Consider the following 16,227-nt stretch of genomic DNA (forward strand, 5'->3'; position numbering starts at 1 on the left):
GTGGTGTATATCGTAACGGTAACACTGTAAAAGGGAGCATAGCGATGAGCACGTCAGACGAGACCAATAAAGCGGCATCGGTCGGCAAATGCCCGTTCCACCAGGGCGGCGTCGATCACAGCGCGGGGGCAGGTACAGGCAGCCGCGACTGGTGGCCAAAACAACTCCGCATCGATCTTCTTAACCAACATTCCAATCGTTCGAACCCGCTGGGTGAAGACTTCGACTACCGCAAAGAATTCAGCAAACTTGATTACTCCGCCCTTAAAGGCGACCTCAAAGCCCTTTTAACCGACTCTCAACCGTGGTGGCCTGCCGACTGGGGCAGCTATGCGGGCCTGTTTATCCGTATGGCCTGGCACGGCGCGGGTACCTATCGCTCCGTTGACGGACGCGGCGGTGCCGGACGCGGTCAACAGCGCTTTGCGCCGCTGAACTCCTGGCCGGATAACGTGAGCCTGGATAAGGCGCGCCGTCTGCTGTGGCCCATCAAGCAAAAATACGGACAAAAAATTTCCTGGGCCGACCTGTTTATCCTCGCGGGTAACGTGGCGCTGGAGAACTCTGGCTTCCGTACGTTTGGTTTTGGTGCCGGGCGTGAAGACGTCTGGGAACCAGACCTGGACGTGAACTGGGGTGATGAAAAAGCCTGGCTGACCCACCGTGACCCGGAAGCGCTGGCCAAGCGTCCTCTGGCCGCCACCGAAATGGGCCTGATCTACGTTAACCCGGAAGGGCCAAACGCCAGCGGTGAACCTCTGTCTGCTGCGGCGGCAATTCGCGCGACCTTCGGCAACATGGGGATGAACGACGAAGAGACCGTTGCGCTGATCGCGGGCGGCCACACCCTCGGCAAAACCCACGGCGCGGGTGAAGCCACGCACGTCGGCACCGACCCGGAAGCCTCGCCGATTGAAGCGCAGGGCCTGGGCTGGGCCAGCACGCACGGCACGGGCGTTGGCGCAGATGCCATTACCTCCGGTCTGGAAGTCATCTGGTCGCAAACCCCGACCCAGTGGAGCAACTACTTCTTCGAGAACCTGTTCAAATACGAATGGGTGCAGACCCGCAGCCCGGCGGGTGCGATTCAGTTTGAAGCCGTGGATGCGCCGGAAATCATGCCCGATCCGTTCGACCCGTCGAAAAAACGCAAACCTACCATGCTGGTCACCGACCTGACGCTGCGTTTTGACCCGGAATTCGAGAAAATTTCCCGCCGTTTCCTGAACGATCCGCAGGCCTTCAACGAAGCCTTCGCGCGCGCGTGGTACAAGCTGACCCACCGCGATATGGGGCCAAAATCGCGTTACCTTGGCCCGGAAGTGCCGAAAGAAGATCTGATCTGGCAGGACCCGCTGCCGCAGGCGGTGTTCAATCCGTCGAAAGAAGACATTGAAAGCCTGAAGGCGGAAATCGCTGCCTCTGGCCTCTCCGTGAGCGAACTGATTTCCGTTGCCTGGGCGTCAGCTTCAACCTTCCGCGGCGGCGACAAGCGCGGTGGCGCCAACGGCGCGCGTCTGGCGCTGGCACCTCAGCGCGACTGGGATGTGAACGCCGCAGCGGTTCGCGCGTTGCCGGCTCTGGAAGCTATCCAGCGCACCACCAACAAAGCCTCTCTGGCGGATATTATCGTGCTGGCGGGCGTGGTGGGCGTTGAGCAGGCGGCGAAAGCGGCAGGCGTTTACGTCAACGTTCCGTTCACCCCGGGCCGCGTCGATGCGCGTCAGGATCAGACGGATATCGAGATGTTTAACCTGCTCGAACCGATTGCCGACGGCTTCCGCAACTACCGTGCGCAGGTGGATGTGTCCACGACGGAGTCACTGCTGATTGATAAAGCCCAGCAGCTGACGCTGACCGCGCCTGAGCTGACGGTGCTGATCGGTGGCCTGCGCGTGCTGGGTGCAAACTTTGATGGCAGCAAGAATGGCGTGTTTACCGACCGCGAGGGCGTACTGAGCAACGATTTCTTCGTGAACCTGCTGGACATGAACACCCAGTGGAAGGCGACCGACGAATCTAATGAACTGTTTGCCGGAAGCGATCGCGCCAGCGGTGAAGTGAAATACACCGCCACCCGCGCCGATCTGGTCTTCGGTTCTAACGCCGTTCTGCGCGCGCTGGCAGAGGTTTATGCCAGTGATGATGCGCATGAGAAGTTCGTCCGTGACTTCGTTGCCGCATGGGCGAAGGTGATGGATCTGGACCGGTTTGACCTGCAGTAACCCCTGTGCCGGGTAGCGCTGACGCTTACCCGGCGTACGGGCAAAAAAATCCCCGCTGATGCGGGGATTTTTATTCACGCTATTTACTCCCACTCCTGCAGGAACCGCTGCCCATACTGGTCGGCCACCAGCAGCGCCGCATACACCTGATCCGGCGTTACGCCGCCGGGCATGTTGTGGATAGTTTCCCCTTCGGCACAGGAGGCTTCCGCGATCAGACGCATTTTGGCCGGAATATCCTCTTTGATGTTCAGCTGCGCCAGCGTGATCGGCAGCCCAACGCTGTGACAAAGCGCCGCGACGGTCTCTATTTCATCTACCGGCGCGTTTTCCAGTACCAGCTGCGTCAGCGTACCAAACGCCACTTTTTCACCGTGATAGAAGTGGTGCGCGTCCGGTACCGCCGTCATACCGTTATGAATAGCGTGCGCTGCGGCCAGTCCGCCGCTTTCAAAGCCCACGCCGCTGAGATAGGTGTTGGCTTCGATAATGCGTTCCAGCGCCGGCGTAACCACATGCTGTTCCGCTGCAAGCATGGCCTTTTCACCTTCTTCAATCAGCGTGTTGTAGCACAGCTCGGCCAGCGCGAGTGCAGCCTGCGTACATTTGCCGCCAGCCATGGTGGTCGCGCCGCTGCGCGAGCAGGCGCGTGCTTCGAACCAGGTCGCCAGCGCATCGCCAATCCCGGCGGCCAGCAGACGTGCCGGCGCCCCCGCGACTACTTTGGTGTCGACGATAACCATGTTCGGGTTGTGCGGCAGCATCAGATAGCGGTCGAACTCGCCGCTGTCGGAGTAAATAACGGAAAGGGCGCTGCACGGCGCATCGGTGGAGGCAATCGTCGGGGCAATAGCCACGGGAACGTCCATAAAATGGGCCAGCGCTTTGGCGGTATCCAGCGTTTTACCGCCGCCAATGCCCAGCACCGCCAGACAGTCGGCGCTGTCGGCCAGCTTTTTCAGACGATCGATTTCATTTTGTGAACATTCGCCACCAAACGGCGCGATTTCGGCATGCAGTTCGGCTTTTTTAAAACTCTGGCGCAGGGTCTCTTCGGCAAAACCCAGAACAAATTTATCGCCGACAACCAGCCAGCGATTGGCCAGGGGTTTCAGATAGTCGCCGAGACGGGTAAGCACATCAGCGCCCTGGATGTATTTTCCCGGCGATTGAATGATACGGTCCATAACAGTTCTCCCTTAGAGGTTGAGGTTACCAAACGCGTTTTTCCAGTCCTGCTCGAACTTCTCTATGGCTGACTCTACCGCTGGCGTGCCGAGCATTTGTTGCGCTACGTCTAAGGGAAGCGTGATTGCCTCGCATCCCGCCAGCAGGCAGTCCAGCGCCTGCCGCGGCGTTTTGAAGCTGGCGGCCAGCACTTTGCTTTCCGGCGCGTGCAGTTCCAGCAGGGACTGCAGCTCCTGGACCATGCGAATGCCATCACCGCCCTGAGCGTCAACGCGGTTCACATACGGCGCGACATATTTCGCGCCTGCCAGCGCGGCAAGCAAACCTTGTGCCGCGCTATAAACGGCGGTCCCCAGCGTGGTTATACCCTCTTTTTTCAATGCTTTAATCGCGATGAGCCCCTGAGCCGTCACCGGGATTTTCACCACGATGCCGGGGACGGCGTTACTCAAACGTTTTGCCTCCGCTACCATGCCTTCTGCATCGCGGCTCATGGTTTGAGCAAACAGCGTGCCTTCCGGTCCAATGGCTTTTTGCAGGCGCGGGAGCACGTCCCAGATGGATTCACGGCTGGCGGCAATGATGCTCGGGTTGGTGGTAACGCCCGCAATAGGGAAGATGCGGGCCAGACGTTCAACTTCCGCCACGTTGGCGGTATCCAGGTATAGTTCCATTATTTTTCCTTAAGTCAGAAAGGTTGAACAAAGGATAAGGCGCGGGCGAGCAGGGCGGATACAGGCCAATTTTGCCAAATACTGGACAAATGTAATGTCCTTAGCGAAGTGCTAGAGCGATCACAATGCTATTTTTTGGCGGTCAGCTCGCTGTGATACTGGCGACGATATTCGGAAGGAGAGCGTTCGGTGTGCTTGCGAAAGAGACGGCAGAAGTAATTGCTGTCTGTAAACCCACAGCGTGCGGCGATATCTTTGATTTTAAGATCGTAGCCTTTGAGCAGCTGGCGCGCGTGCTCGAGTCGCGTTTGGGTCAGATATTCGTTGAACCCCACGTTGCCAATCTTCTGAAAGAGGTGGGAAAGGTAGTTCGGCGAGACGTAGAACGCCTGCGCGACGGATTCACGGGTTAACGCCGAAGCGTGATGTTCTTCAATGAAGCGGCGAATGGCCTCAAACAGGGCGCGGCTGCGGCTGGCGGTGTGGATATCGCTGCCAAGCAGATCCCGGCAGTGGCTGAGCAAGCTTAATACCACCAGTATCGCGGTCTCTTGCTCATCCGGCTGCATCTGTAATTCGGTTAGCGTCTGCAGAAGAAAAGCACCAGTTCGCGGACCGCGGCGGGCAACCTGGAGCTGCTGCACAAGCGTATTGTCATGCTGTAACTCGATAGTCAGCAGCTGCTTACCGAAATGTATGCTCAGGGCGTTAGACGATGGATGCGTTAAATGTCCAAAGGATGAAAATATCGCCTCACAGGGGGCATCAAGGGTAATGACGAGGCAGGGAGATGTTCGGGAATGCTGTTCAGACTGCGCTGAGAAATGAATCTGGCCCAGCGGTAGCGTGCGGTTTACCAGGTCTGCCAAAATTCGGGTGATATCGGAATGCATGAGAAGACTACCGAAATGTGCCGGGTGGCGCTAACGCTTACCCGGCCTACCAGTCACAGGTCCGGGCAAGCGCGGCGCCGCCGGGCATAGAGTATTAGCCGGTGTTACGCATTCCCGCAGCAACGCCCGCAATCGTCACCATCAGCGCCTGTTCAACGCGTGGATCTGGCTCTTTCCCTTCTTCTTCTGCCAGACGCGAACGGTGCAGCAGCTCTGCCTGCAGGACGTTCAGCGGGTCGGTGTAGATGTTACGCAGCTGAATAGACTCGGCAATCCACGGCAGGTCCGCCATCAGATGTGAGTCGTTGGCGATGTCCAGCACCACTTTGATGTCGCCTTCCAGCAGTTCGCGTAGCTCTTTACCTAGCGCCCACAGCTCTGGTTTCACCAGACGCTGGTCGTAGTATTCCGCCAGCCACAGGTCAGCTTTCGAGAAGACCATCTCCAGCATGCCCAGACGGGTAGAGAAGAACGGCCAGTCGCGGCACATGGTTTCCAGTTCGTTCTGTTTACCGTCTTCCACCACTTTTTGCAGTGCGGCACCGGCACCCAGCCAGGCGGGCAGCATCAGGCGGTTCTGCGTCCAGGCGAAGATCCACGGGATCGCGCGCAGAGACTCTACGCCACCGGTCGGGCGACGCTTCGCAGGACGTGAGCCCAGCGGCAGTTTACCCAGCTCCTGCTCAGGCGTGGCCGAGCGGAAGTAAGGAACGAAATCTTTGTTTTCACGCACGTAGCCGCGGTACAGATCGCAGGAGATATCAGACAGCTCGTCCATGATATGGCACCAGGATGCTTTCGGCTCCGGCGGCGGCAGCAGGTTTGCTTCCAGGATCGCGCTGGTGTAGAGCGACAGGCTGCTGATGGTCACTTCCGGCAGACCGTACTTGAAGCGGATCATCTCGCCCTGCTCGGTGACGCGCAGGCCGCCTTTGAGGCTTCCCGGCGGCTGCGACAGCAGCGCTGCGTGTGCAGGCGCGCCGCCACGGCCAATCGAGCCACCGCGTCCGTGGAACAGGGTCAGCTCAATACCGGCTTTCTCGCAGGTTTTGATCAGTGCGTCCTGCGCCTGATACTGCGCCCAGGATGCCGCCATCACGCCCGCATCTTTCGCGGAGTCGGAATAGCCAATCATCACCATCTGTTTGCCCTGAATAAAGCCGCGGTACCAGTCGATATTCAGCAGCTGGGTCATGACGTCGTTGGCGTTGTTCAGGTCGTCGAGGGTCTCAAACAGCGGGGCGACCGGCAGAGCGTAGTCGATTCCCGCTTCTTTCAGCAGAAGGTGAACGCCCAGCACATCTGACGGGGTCTTCGCCATGGAGATCACATAGGCGGCCACCGATCCTTTCGGCGCGTCCACAATCGCTTTACAGGTGTTGAGTACTTCGCGGGTTTCGTTGCTTGGCTCCCAGTTGCGCGGCAGCAGAGGGCGCTTCGAGTTCAGCTCGCGGATCAGGAAGGCCTGTTTGTCGGCTTCGGACCAGCTTTCATAGTCGCCGATGCCGAGATAGCGGGTCAGCTCGCCCAGCGCTTCGGTATGACGGGTACTTTCCTGACGTACGTCGATACGCACCAGCGGCACGCCAAAACACTTCACGCGGCGCAGGGTGTCGAGCAGTTCGCCGTTAGCGATGATGCCCATCCCGCAGGCCTGCAGTGATTTATAACAGGCATACAGCGGCTCCCAGAGCTGTTCGTTCTGGCTGAGCAGACCCTCTGGTTTTGGCAGGCGCTGACCTTTCAGACGCGCTTCCAGCCAGGCCTGAGTGGCCATCAGCTGACCACGCAGTTTCTTCATCAGGAAACGGTACGGCTCGCTGGCGCCTTCTTCTCCGGCCAGCGCGCGCAGTTCCGGTGTCGCTTCAACCATCGACAGCTCGGAGATCAGCACCTGAATGTCTTTCAGGAATAGGTCGGTCGCTTTCCAGCGGCTCAGCAGCAGGACGTGACGGGTAATTTCCGCGGTCACGTTCGGGTTGCCGTCGCGGTCGCCGCCCATCCAGGAGGTGAAGCGGACCGGAACAAAGTCGACCGGCAGGCGGTAACCGAGGTTCTCTTCCAGCTGTTCGTTCAGCTCGCGCAGGTAGTTAGGCACCCCTTCCCACAGGCTGTTTTCCACCACCGCAAACCCCCATTTCGCTTCGTCGACCGGGCTTGGACGATGCTTACGAATTTCATCGGTGTGCCAGGATTGGGCAATCAGCTGGCGCAGACGGCGCATCAGCTGGTTGCGTTCGTAGTCGGCAATGTCTTTGTTATCCAACTGCTTCAGACAGTTGTTCACTTCCACCATTTTGTGGATCAGGGTGCGACGGGTAATTTCAGTGGGGTGTGCGGTCAGCACCAGCTCCAGCGAAAGCGACTCCACCGCTTTTTTGATGGTGGTTTCGTTGAGGTCTGGCTGGTCTTTCAGTTTACGCAGGGTGCGGGCAATGACTTCCGGGTTGCTGGCAGCTTCGCCATTTGGCGAAATGCTGTGGTATTGCTCAGCGGTGTTGGCCAGGTTCAGGAACTGGCTGAATGCGCGTGCAACGGGCAGCAGCTCATCGTTTGAGAGGTTCTGCAAGGTGGTGAGCAGCTCCTGACGACTGGCCTCGTTACCGGCACGGGAAGATTTAGACAGCTTGCGGATGGTTTCAACGCGGTCGAGGATGTTCTCCCCCAACGCGTCTTTGATGGTATCTCCAAGCACTTTGCCGAGCATACTGACATTACTACGCAACGCGGAATATTGTTCGTTCATAAAAACCCAGTCACCCCATCATTTTTGTTTATGCCCAGGCGAAAATTTTCTGGACATTATTTTGTCATCTCCCCTTATAAAGCCACGTAAAACCCCCGTCGTCAATTGCTGCGAAAACGGTTCAGCAAACGAATAAATGAGGGCAATTTACGAAATTTAATTCCCATTGCGTCAGATAAGAGATGCTTATGAGAATGTACCAGGGAAAAGGGGTAAACACGAAAAATGGCAGCTTCGGTTGCCATTTTGCTTTTATCTGAGGGTTTTTTTACGCAAAAAAAAAAGCGGACCACGGGGTCCGCAAAAGTTCACGTTGGCTTTAGTTGTTCGAGTTTTGAGAGAAACTCGCTGACGGAGCGGGGACGTCAAGGGTCAAACACGTGCCGCCTCGTCTATGTGGTGTATTATTCAACAGAATGCTTGATAGGGATAATCGTTCGTTGCTATGCTATCTATCGCCATGAACTATCGTGGCGACGGAGGATGAATAATGAATATTCGTGATCTTGAATACCTGGTAGCGTTAGCCGAGCATCGTCACTTTCGCCGCGCGGCAGATTCCTGTCACGTCAGCCAGCCCACGCTGAGCGGTCAGATCCGCAAGCTGGAAGACGAGCTGGGCGTGATGCTGCTGGAGCGCACCAGTCGTAAGGTTCTGTTCACACAGGCAGGTCTGCTGCTGGTGGATCAGGCGCGCACAGTGCTGCGCGAGGTCAAAGTGCTCAAGGAAATGGCAAGCCAGCAGGGGGAGGCGATGTCCGGCCCGCTGCATATTGGCCTGATCCCAACCGTTGGCCCGTACCTGTTGCCGCACATCATTCCGATGCTGCACCAGACGTTCCCGAAACTCGAAATGTACCTGCATGAAGCGCAGACCCATCAGCTGCTGGCGCAGTTAGACAGCGGCAAGCTCGACTGCGCCATTCTGGCGCTGGTGAAAGAGAGTGAAGCCTTTATTGAAGTGCCGCTGTTCGATGAGCCGATGATGCTGGCGATCTATGAAGATCACCCGTGGGCGAACCGCGATCGCGTACCGATGGCCGATCTGGCCGGTGAAAAGCTGCTGATGCTGGAAGATGGCCACTGCCTGCGCGATCAGGCGATGGGCTTTTGCTTTGAAGCGGGTGCGGATGAGGATACCCATTTCCGCGCAACCAGCCTGGAAACGCTGCGTAATATGGTCGCGGCGGGAAGCGGTATTACGCTGCTGCCTGCGCTGGCCGTGCCGCGCGAGCGTAAACGTGATGGCGTGGTTTATCTGCCGTGCATTAAGCCGGAGCCGCGTCGCACTATCGGCCTGGTGTATCGTCCGGGTTCACCGCTGCGCAGCCGCTATGAGCAGCTGGCAGAGGCCATCCGTGGTTCGATGGATGGCCATTTCGACAGCGCGTTAAAACAGGCGGTTTAAGCCGTTCAGCGCAGCTACCCGATAGGCTTCCGCCATGGTCGGGTAGTTAAAGGTGGTGTTAACGAAGTACTCAATGGTGTTACCACCGCCTTTCTGCTCCATTATCGCCTGGCCGATATGAATGATTTCCGCCGCGCGTTCACCAAAGCAGTGAATGCCGAGGATCTCTTTGGTCTCGCGATGGAACAGTATCTTCAGCGTTCCCACGCTCATCCCCACGATTTGCGCCCGCGCCAGATGTTTAAACTGGGCGCGACCCACCTCGTAAGGCACCTTCATTGACGTCAGCTGCTGTTCGGTTTTGCCGACAGAACTGATTTCCGGGATGGTATAGATGCCCGTCGGAATATCTTCGATCAGGTGCGCCGTCGCTTCGCCTTTTACCAGCGCCTGTGCGGCAATGCGTCCCTGGTCGTAAGCGGCTGAGGCCAGGCTTGGGTAGCCAATCACGTCGCCGACCGCGTAAACGTGCGGCAGGGCGGTCTGATACATGCTGTTGACCTTCAGCTGACCGCGGCTGTCGGTTTCAAGCCCGATATTTTTCAGCTGCAGTGAATCGGTGTTGCCGGTACGACCGTTGGCGTACAGCAGGCAGTCTGCTTTCAGCTTCTTACCGGACTTCAGGTGCATGATCACCCCGTCGTCACAGCCCTCAATCTTCTCGTACTCTTCGTTGTGGCGAATCACCACGCCGCTGTTCCAGAAGTGGTAGGAGAGGGAGTCCGACATCTCCTGATCGAGGAACGCCAGGAGGCGGTCACGGGTGTTGATCAGGTCAACTTTGACGTCCATTCCGCGGAAGATCGACGCATATTCACAACCAATGACCCCTGCGCCATAGATAATGACGTGGCGGGGTTCATGGTGCAGGCTCAGAATCGAGTCGCTGTCGTAAACGCGCGGGTGCGAGAAGTCCACGTCGGCCGGATGGTAAGGGCGTGAGCCGCAGGCGATAACAAATTTTTCAGCCGTGATGGTTTCAACCGAACCGTCGTGGCATTCGAGTGCCAGGGTGTGTTCATCCACAAAATGCGCATTGCCCTGCAAAATTTCACAGTGGTTACGCTCATAAAATCCCTGACGCATGCGTGTCTGCTGGTTAATAACGGTATCCGCATGATTCAGGATGTCAGCAAAGGATGAACGAAGAAGTCGGGAGTGGTCGCTGTAAAGAGGGTTCTGGTTAAATTCGATAATGCGGCTAACGGCGTGGCGGAGGGCTTTCGAAGGGATGGTGCCCCAGTGGGTGCAACCGCCGCCGACATTATGGTAGCGCTCGATGACCGCTACTCTGGCTCCCTGTTTCACCAGACCCATAGCAGCACCTTCGCCGCCGGGGCCGGAACCAATAACTATTGCGTCATAATCGTAGGAATGTGGCATGGTAAGGCTTACCTGTTCTTATACATAAAAGCAACAGAATCATAACATCATTGCCAGGGTAACCCAATTATCGTTGTGCTTTTTTCGGGCAGTGGAGCACAAACCGCACGTAAACAATCATTCACAAAGCCAGGCAAACAGATTAATTTTATTCTCTGGTATAGTGCCATCAGGCCTTTGGAAGGATTCAACTATCGTGATGGGCGTAAGAGCACAACAAAAAGAGAAAACCCGGCGTTCGCTGGTGGAAGCCGCATTCAGTCAACTGAGTGCTGAGCGAAGTTTTGCCAGTTTGAGCCTGCGCGAAGTCGCACGCGAGGCCGGGATTGCGCCAACGTCCTTCTATCGTCATTTCCGTGATGTGGATGAACTGGGCCTGACCATGGTCGACGAGAGCGGCCTGATGCTGCGCCAGCTGATGCGCCAGGCGCGTCAGCGTATCGCCAAAGGGGGCAGCGTGATCCGCACCTCCGTATCGACCTTTATGGAATTTATCGGCAATAACCCCAACGCGTTTCGTCTGCTTCTGCGCGAGCGTTCAGGCACATCGGCGGCGTTTCGTGCCGCCGTCGCGCGTGAAATTCAGCATTTCATCGCGGAACTTGCCGACTATCTTGAACTCGAAAACCATATGCCGCGCGCGTTTACTGAAGCACAGGCCGAGGCGATGGTGACGATTGTTTTCAGTGCGGGTGCCGAAGCGCTGGATGTCAGCATTGAACAACGCAAGCAGCTCGAAGAGCGGCTGGTATTGCAGCTCAGGATGATCTCCAAAGGCGCGTACTACTGGTATCGCCGTGAACAAGAGAAACTGGCACATCAAACCGAAGAGTGAAGGTGAGTAATGAAACAGTCAGGTCAGGATAAAGGGACGCTGTTGCTGGCATTGATCGCTGGCTTATCCATTAATGGTACGTTTGCCGCTATTTTTAGCTCAATCGTGCCGTTTTCGATTTTCCCGCTTATTGCGCTGGTGCTGACGGTTTACTGCCTGCATCAACGTTACCTGAACCGCACCATGCCGGTGGGGCTACCGGGGCTGGCCGCTGCCTGCTTTATTCTGGGCGTATTGCTGTATAGCACCGTTGTTCGCGCGGAGTATCCGGATATCGGCTCTAACTTCTTCCCTGCGGTACTGTCTGTGGCGCTGGTGTTCTGGATTGGCTCGCGCATGCGTAGCCGTAAGAGCCAGTTACCAGAGTAATGAATTATTTGTAGGGCAGGTAAGCGAAGCGCCACCTGCCAAAAACGCCGGATGGCGCTACGCTTATCCGGCCTACAGATCACCGTGCGGTAAGTAAAACGCCGCACTCCATATGGTGCGTATACGGGAACTGATCGAACAGCGCCAGACGTTCAACCTTGTGCGTCTGGCCTAATGTTTCGAGGTTCTTGCACAGCGTCTCCGGGTTACAGGAGATGTACAAAATACGCGGGTACGCCTGCACCATCTTCTCGGTTTCGCTGTCCAGGCCACTGCGCGGCGGGTCGACAAAAATCGTCTCACACTGGTAGCTCTTGAGATCGATCCCTTCCAGGCGGTTAAACTGGCGTACGCCGTTCATGGCCTGCGTGAACTCTTCTGCGGCCATACGAATGATCTGCACGTTGTCGATATGGTTGGCGGCAATGTTGTACTGCGCGGCTGCCACCGACGGCTTTGCGATTTCCGTTGCCAGCACGCGATCGAAGTTACGCGCCAGCGCCAGCGAGAAGTTGCCGTTACCGCAGTAAAGCTCCAGCAGATCGCCCGTTGACCCTTCCGTCGCCTTCAGCGCCCACTCCAGCATCTGCACGTTCATCGCGGCGTTCGGCTGGGTGAAGCTGTTCTCTACCTGACGATACACCATCTCTTTACCTGCCACCGGCAGGCGCTCGTCGATGTAGTCCTGATCCAGCATGATTTTGGTTTTGGTCGCGCGGCCAATCAGGTGAACGTTGATGTTCTGCGCGCGCAGCGCATCGCGCAGCGCTTCTGCCTGCTCGCGCCACTCGTCGTTAAGCGCTTTGTGATACAGCAGAGAGACAATCGCCTGATTGCTTTGCGTGGTCAGATAGTCAATCTGGAACAGCTTGTTACGCAGTACCGGATTGTTGCGTACGCCGTCCATCATCAGCGTCATCAACTGGTTAATGAGCTCGCTCGCCGCCGGAAAGCTGTCCACGCGGATACGGGATTTCGTCTGCTGATCGAAAATGATGTGGTACAGGTCGTCGCCGTCGTGCCAGATGCGGAATTCGGCGCGCATGCGGTAGTGGCTGACGGGAGAGCGGAACACCTCGGGAACGGGCGCGTTGAAAGGCGTCATCATACTTTGCAGGCGGACGACTTTCTCTGCCAGCTGCGCGTCGTACTGTTCTGTCGGGAGGTGTTCTGGGGTCATGATGCGTCCTGAGTGATAAAGAATTACGCGGGGATTGTAGGCATTGTTCAGGGGATGTCCAGATTTAATGGGCAATAGCTGTCTGGACATCCATACGTGTCTAATTGTAGCATTCTGTTTCCGGTCTCCTGAGAGTGAAAAGGGAATCCAGTGTAAATCTGGAGCTGACGCGCAGCGGTAAAGTCTGGCGGGATGAGCGTTGTAGACACTGTGAAAATGGGAAGTCTTCATCCTTATATAGCCACCTAGCCCGAAGACCTGCCGGGATCACGTCGCATTTGGTTTCATCATCGCGTGCTATCGATGAGGCCTGCGGCATCCTTCTTATATTGTGGATGCTTTAACAATGATTAAAAAAGTATCGCTGTTGACGGCGTTGTCCGTCACGGCATTTTCGGGCTGGGCGCAGGATAGCGCCGACTCGTTGGTGGTGACGGCAAATCGTTTTGAACAACCTGAAAAAACTATTCTGGCTGCAACCTCCGTTGTTACGCGTGCCGATATTGACCGTTGGCAATCAACCTCAGTCCTGGATGTTATGCGTCGCCTGCCCGGCGTGGATACGGCGCAAAGTGGCGGGATGGGGCAACTCTCTTCTCTCTTTATACGTGGCACCAACTCCAGCCACGTCCTGATCCTGGTTGATGGGATCCGCCTTAACCAGGCGGGCGTCACGGGGTCATCCGATCTCAGCCAGTTCCCGATCTCCCTGGTGCAGCGTATCGAATATGTTCGTGGACCGCGTTCGGCGGTATACGGCTCGGACGCGATCGGCGGAGTCGTAAACATTATTACCACTCGCGCGAAGGACGGTACCACGCTGAATGCAGGTGCAGGGTCGCATGGTTACCAGAATTATGGCGGCAGTACTCAGCAAACATTGGGCGACAGCACGCGCGTCACGCTTGCGGGTGATTACACCTATACCAAAGGGTTTGATGTGGTTGCGGACGGCAACAATGGTGGCTTTGCCCAGACCGATCGCGACGGCTTTATGAATAAAACGCTCTATGGTGCACTGGATCACGCATTCTCGGAGCAGTGGAGCGGATTTGTTCGCGGCTTTGGCTACAGCAACCGTACTGCCTACGACGGTTACTACAGCTCATTTACCCCCGATGTACTGGTCGATACCCGCCAGCTCTATAGTCAGACCTGGGATGCAGGATTGCGCTTCAATGATGACATCTTCCATTCACAGCTGCTCACCAGCTATAGTCACAGCAAGGACTATAACTACGACCCAAATTTGGGCCGCTACGATTCGACAGCCACACTGGATGAAATCAAACAGTACAACGTCCAGTGGCTGAACTCCGTTGATGTTGGCCATGGAAACATTGGCGCGGGCGTTGACTGGCAGAAGCAGAGCACCGAGCCGGGTACAAACTACGTGACCAACGGCTACGACCTGCGTAACACCGGCGTTTACCTGACCGGGCTGCAGCAGTTTGGTGACTTCACTCTGGAAGGAGCGGTTCGCAGCGATGACAACTCTCAGTTCGGTCGCCATGGCACCTGGCAAAGTAGTGCGGCCTGGGAGTTCGTGGAGGGTTACCGCTTCGTTGCTTCTTATGGTACGGCCTATAAAGCACCGAATCTGGGTCAACTCTATGGTTTCTATGGCAATGACCATCTTGATCCCGAAGAGAGCAAGCAGTGGGAAGGTGCGTTTGAAGGCCTGACGGCCGGCGTGAGCTGGCGCGTCTCCGGCTACCGTAATGACGTCGATAATCTCATCGACTTCGATAATAACCTTCAGCAATATTACAACGTCGGTAAAGCGCGCATTAAAGGTGTGGAAGCGACAGCATCGTTTGATACGGGTCCGTTGACGCATACTGTTGGCTACGATTATGTGGATGCCCGCAATGCCGCAACCAACGAACTTCTGGACCGTCGTGCTAAGCAGCAGGTGAAATATCAGCTCGACACGCAGATCTATGATTTCGACTGGAGCCTGACTTATCACTATCTCGGTACGCGTTACGACACTGACTTTGGTGCTTATCCGTCTGAGAAAGTAAAAATGGGCGGTGTCAGCCTGTGGGATGTCGCAGTTTCGTATCCTGTCACCTCACATCTCACAGTTCGTGGTAAAATAGCCAACCTGTTCGATAAAGATTACGAGACAGTTTATGGCTACCAAACTGCAGGACGGGAATATACCTTGTCTGGCAGCTACACCTTCTAATCCGCGTCCCACCGTGCTGGTGTTTGATTCCGGCGTCGGTGGGCTTTCGGTCTATGATGAGATTCGGCATCTCCTGCCGGATCTCCATTACATCTACGCCTTCGATAACGTCGCTTTCCCGTATGGGGAAAAGGGCGAAGATTTTATTGTTGAGCGTGTGGTTGAAATCGTCACCGCGGTACAAAAGCGCTACCCCCTTGCGCTGGCCGTTATCGCCTGTAATACGGCGAGCACCGTTTCTCTTCCCGCCCTGCGTGAAAAATTCCAGTTCCCGGTTGTGGGCGTTGTTCCTGCGATAAAGCCTGCCGCGCGCCTGACGGCGAATGGCATTGTGGGTTTGCTGGCAACGCGAGGTACGGTAAAGCGTCCTTATACCCGCGAGCTGATCGACCGTTTTGCCAACGAATGCCAGATTGCGATGCTGGGTTCGGCTGAGCTGGTGGAGATGGCTGAAGCGAAGCTGCATGGAAAAGCGGTATCACTCGACGAGCTGCGTCGTATTCTTCGTCCGTGGCTGCGGATGCCCGAACCTCCGGATACCGTTGTGCTGGGCTGCACCCACTTCCCGCTATTACAGGAAGAGTTATTAGAGGTATTGCCGGAGGGGACGCGCCTGGTGGATTCCGGCGCGGCTATCGCCCGTCGTACGGCCTGGCTACTGGAGCATGAAGCGCCGGATGCGAAATCTACCGACGCGAATATCGCGTTTTGTATGGCCATCACGAAAGAGACTGAGCAACTTTTACCCGTTTTACGCCGTTATGGCTTTGAAACGCTCGAAAAACTGGCGCTGTAGCACGGTTTTGAGCAAAAAAGAGACGGTTGAAAGTTTTTTTTAAAAGAGGGGTTGTCAACGTCTGAGAACTCCCTATAATGCGCCTCCACTGACACGGAACAACGGCTTACAGGCCGCCGGGTTAGCGGGGTTCAGAGATGAACGCCGACAGAGAAAAGCAAAAATAATCGCTTGACTCTGAATGAGGAAAACGTAATATACGTGACCTCGCAACGGTGAGCTTAACGCCGCGTTGCAACTGCTCTTTAACAATTTATCAGACAATCTGTGTGGGCACTCAAAGTGACATGGATTCTTAATGTCTTCGGACAATAAATGAATACCAAGTCTCTGAGT

General features: G+C 56.2%; 12 protein-coding genes and 1 riboswitch. Of the genes, 6 read left to right on the top strand and 6 right to left on the bottom strand.

Going from position 1 to position 16,227, the window contains the following annotated elements; genetic code table 11:
- Positions 1-44 precede the first annotated feature (44 nt).
- Positions 45-2,225, top strand: a complete 2,181-nt coding sequence (gene katG / locus ACMWLG_RS18830) for a catalase/peroxidase HPI (protein ID WP_045404251.1) — start codon at positions 45-47, stop codon at positions 2,223-2,225.
- 83 nt (positions 2,226-2,308) lie between these two features.
- Here katG and gldA read toward each other — a convergent pair whose 3' ends face one another.
- The 4 genes from gldA to ppc form a co-directional block, all read right to left on the bottom strand.
- Entirely contained in the window at positions 2,309-3,412 is a 1,104-nt protein-coding gene (gldA, locus tag ACMWLG_RS18835) for a bifunctional L-1,2-propanediol dehydrogenase/glycerol dehydrogenase (protein WP_045404252.1), read from the bottom strand.
- Between the two features lie 12 nt (positions 3,413-3,424).
- Positions 3,425-4,087 carry a fructose-6-phosphate aldolase gene (gene fsa / locus ACMWLG_RS18840; protein ID WP_045404253.1) on the bottom strand — a complete coding sequence of 221 codons (663 nt, stop codon included), beginning with the start codon at positions 4,085-4,087 and terminating at the stop codon, positions 3,425-3,427.
- A gap of 128 nt (positions 4,088-4,215) precedes the next feature.
- Positions 4,216-4,980, bottom strand: a complete 765-nt coding sequence (locus tag ACMWLG_RS18845) for a helix-turn-helix transcriptional regulator (RefSeq protein WP_045404254.1) — start codon at positions 4,978-4,980, stop codon at positions 4,216-4,218.
- 94 nt (positions 4,981-5,074) lie between these two features.
- A complete protein-coding gene (ppc, locus tag ACMWLG_RS18850; protein WP_045404255.1) occupies positions 5,075-7,726 on the bottom strand; it encodes a phosphoenolpyruvate carboxylase in 2,652 nt (883 codons plus the stop codon).
- A gap of 490 nt (positions 7,727-8,216) precedes the next feature.
- Between ppc and oxyR the strand changes: the two genes are divergently transcribed.
- The gene (gene oxyR, locus ACMWLG_RS18855) at positions 8,217-9,134 is read left to right on the top strand and encodes a DNA-binding transcriptional regulator OxyR (protein WP_023309664.1); all 918 of its coding nucleotides are present in this window, start codon (positions 8,217-8,219) and stop codon (positions 9,132-9,134) included.
- Here oxyR and sthA read toward each other — a convergent pair.
- Positions 9,117-10,517, bottom strand: a complete 1,401-nt coding sequence (gene sthA / locus ACMWLG_RS18860; RefSeq protein ID WP_045404256.1) for a Si-specific NAD(P)(+) transhydrogenase — start codon at positions 10,515-10,517, stop codon at positions 9,117-9,119. The two genes, oxyR and sthA, sit on opposite strands and share 18 nt — an antisense overlap.
- Before the next feature lie 196 nt (positions 10,518-10,713).
- Here sthA and fabR point away from each other — a divergent pair, with 196 nt between their 5' ends.
- Positions 10,714-11,352 carry an HTH-type transcriptional repressor FabR gene (gene fabR, locus ACMWLG_RS18865; protein WP_008501784.1) on the top strand — a complete coding sequence of 213 codons (639 nt, stop codon included), beginning with the start codon at positions 10,714-10,716 and terminating at the stop codon, positions 11,350-11,352.
- 9 nt (positions 11,353-11,361) lie between these two features.
- Positions 11,362-11,721, top strand: coding sequence for a YijD family membrane protein (locus ACMWLG_RS18870; RefSeq protein ID WP_008501783.1), 360 nt, complete (start codon positions 11,362-11,364; stop codon positions 11,719-11,721).
- A 79-nt stretch (positions 11,722-11,800) separates the two neighbouring features.
- Here the strand turns inward: ACMWLG_RS18870 and trmA are convergent, their stop codons facing one another.
- A complete protein-coding gene (trmA, locus tag ACMWLG_RS18875) occupies positions 11,801-12,901 on the bottom strand; it encodes a tRNA (uridine(54)-C5)-methyltransferase TrmA (RefSeq protein WP_039264231.1) in 1,101 nt (366 codons plus the stop codon).
- Positions 12,902-13,005: 104 nt separating this feature from the next.
- Positions 13,006-13,182, top strand: a riboswitch (cobalamin riboswitch).
- Between the two features lie 65 nt (positions 13,183-13,247).
- On the opposite strand from trmA, the gene btuB reads away from it, so the two are divergent.
- Both btuB and murI read left to right on the top strand, forming a co-directional pair.
- Positions 13,248-15,095, top strand: coding sequence for a TonB-dependent vitamin B12 receptor BtuB (btuB, locus tag ACMWLG_RS18880; protein WP_045404257.1), 1,848 nt, complete (start codon positions 13,248-13,250; stop codon positions 15,093-15,095).
- Positions 15,040-15,891, top strand: coding sequence for a glutamate racemase (gene murI / locus ACMWLG_RS18885; protein ID WP_045404258.1), 852 nt, complete (start codon positions 15,040-15,042; stop codon positions 15,889-15,891). The genes btuB and murI overlap by 56 nt, the downstream gene beginning before the upstream one ends.
- Positions 15,892-16,227: the final 336 nt, after the last annotated feature.

Source organism: Enterobacter sp. 01-M-02-SI-ECC, from assembly GCF_047530595.1.
GTDB classification, from domain to species: domain Bacteria; phylum Pseudomonadota; class Gammaproteobacteria; order Enterobacterales; family Enterobacteriaceae; genus Enterobacter; species Enterobacter cloacae_M.

What these genes read in the sequence shown, in the direction of transcription:
- murI (WP_045404258.1), top strand. Translation starts at nt 15,040, where the DNA reads ATGGCTACCAAACTGCAGGACGGGAATATACCTTGTCTGGCAGCTACA.
- sthA (WP_045404256.1), bottom strand. Translation starts at nt 10,517, where the DNA reads ATGCCACATTCCTACGATTATGACGCAATAGTTATTGGTTCCGGCCCC.
- gldA (WP_045404252.1), bottom strand. Translation starts at nt 3,412, where the DNA reads ATGGACCGTATCATTCAATCGCCGGGAAAATACATCCAGGGCGCTGAT.
- katG (WP_045404251.1), top strand. Translation starts at nt 45, where the DNA reads ATGAGCACGTCAGACGAGACCAATAAAGCGGCATCGGTCGGCAAATGC.
- ppc (WP_045404255.1), bottom strand. Translation starts at nt 7,726, where the DNA reads ATGAACGAACAATATTCCGCGTTGCGTAGTAATGTCAGTATGCTCGGC.
- ACMWLG_RS18845 (WP_045404254.1), bottom strand. Translation starts at nt 4,980, where the DNA reads ATGCATTCCGATATCACCCGAATTTTGGCAGACCTGGTAAACCGCACG.
- fsa (WP_045404253.1), bottom strand. Translation starts at nt 4,087, where the DNA reads ATGGAACTATACCTGGATACCGCCAACGTGGCGGAAGTTGAACGTCTG.
- btuB (WP_045404257.1), top strand. Translation starts at nt 13,248, where the DNA reads ATGATTAAAAAAGTATCGCTGTTGACGGCGTTGTCCGTCACGGCATTT.
- oxyR (WP_023309664.1), top strand. Translation starts at nt 8,217, where the DNA reads ATGAATATTCGTGATCTTGAATACCTGGTAGCGTTAGCCGAGCATCGT.
- ACMWLG_RS18870 (WP_008501783.1), top strand. Translation starts at nt 11,362, where the DNA reads ATGAAACAGTCAGGTCAGGATAAAGGGACGCTGTTGCTGGCATTGATC.
- trmA (WP_039264231.1), bottom strand. Translation starts at nt 12,901, where the DNA reads ATGACCCCAGAACACCTCCCGACAGAACAGTACGACGCGCAGCTGGCA.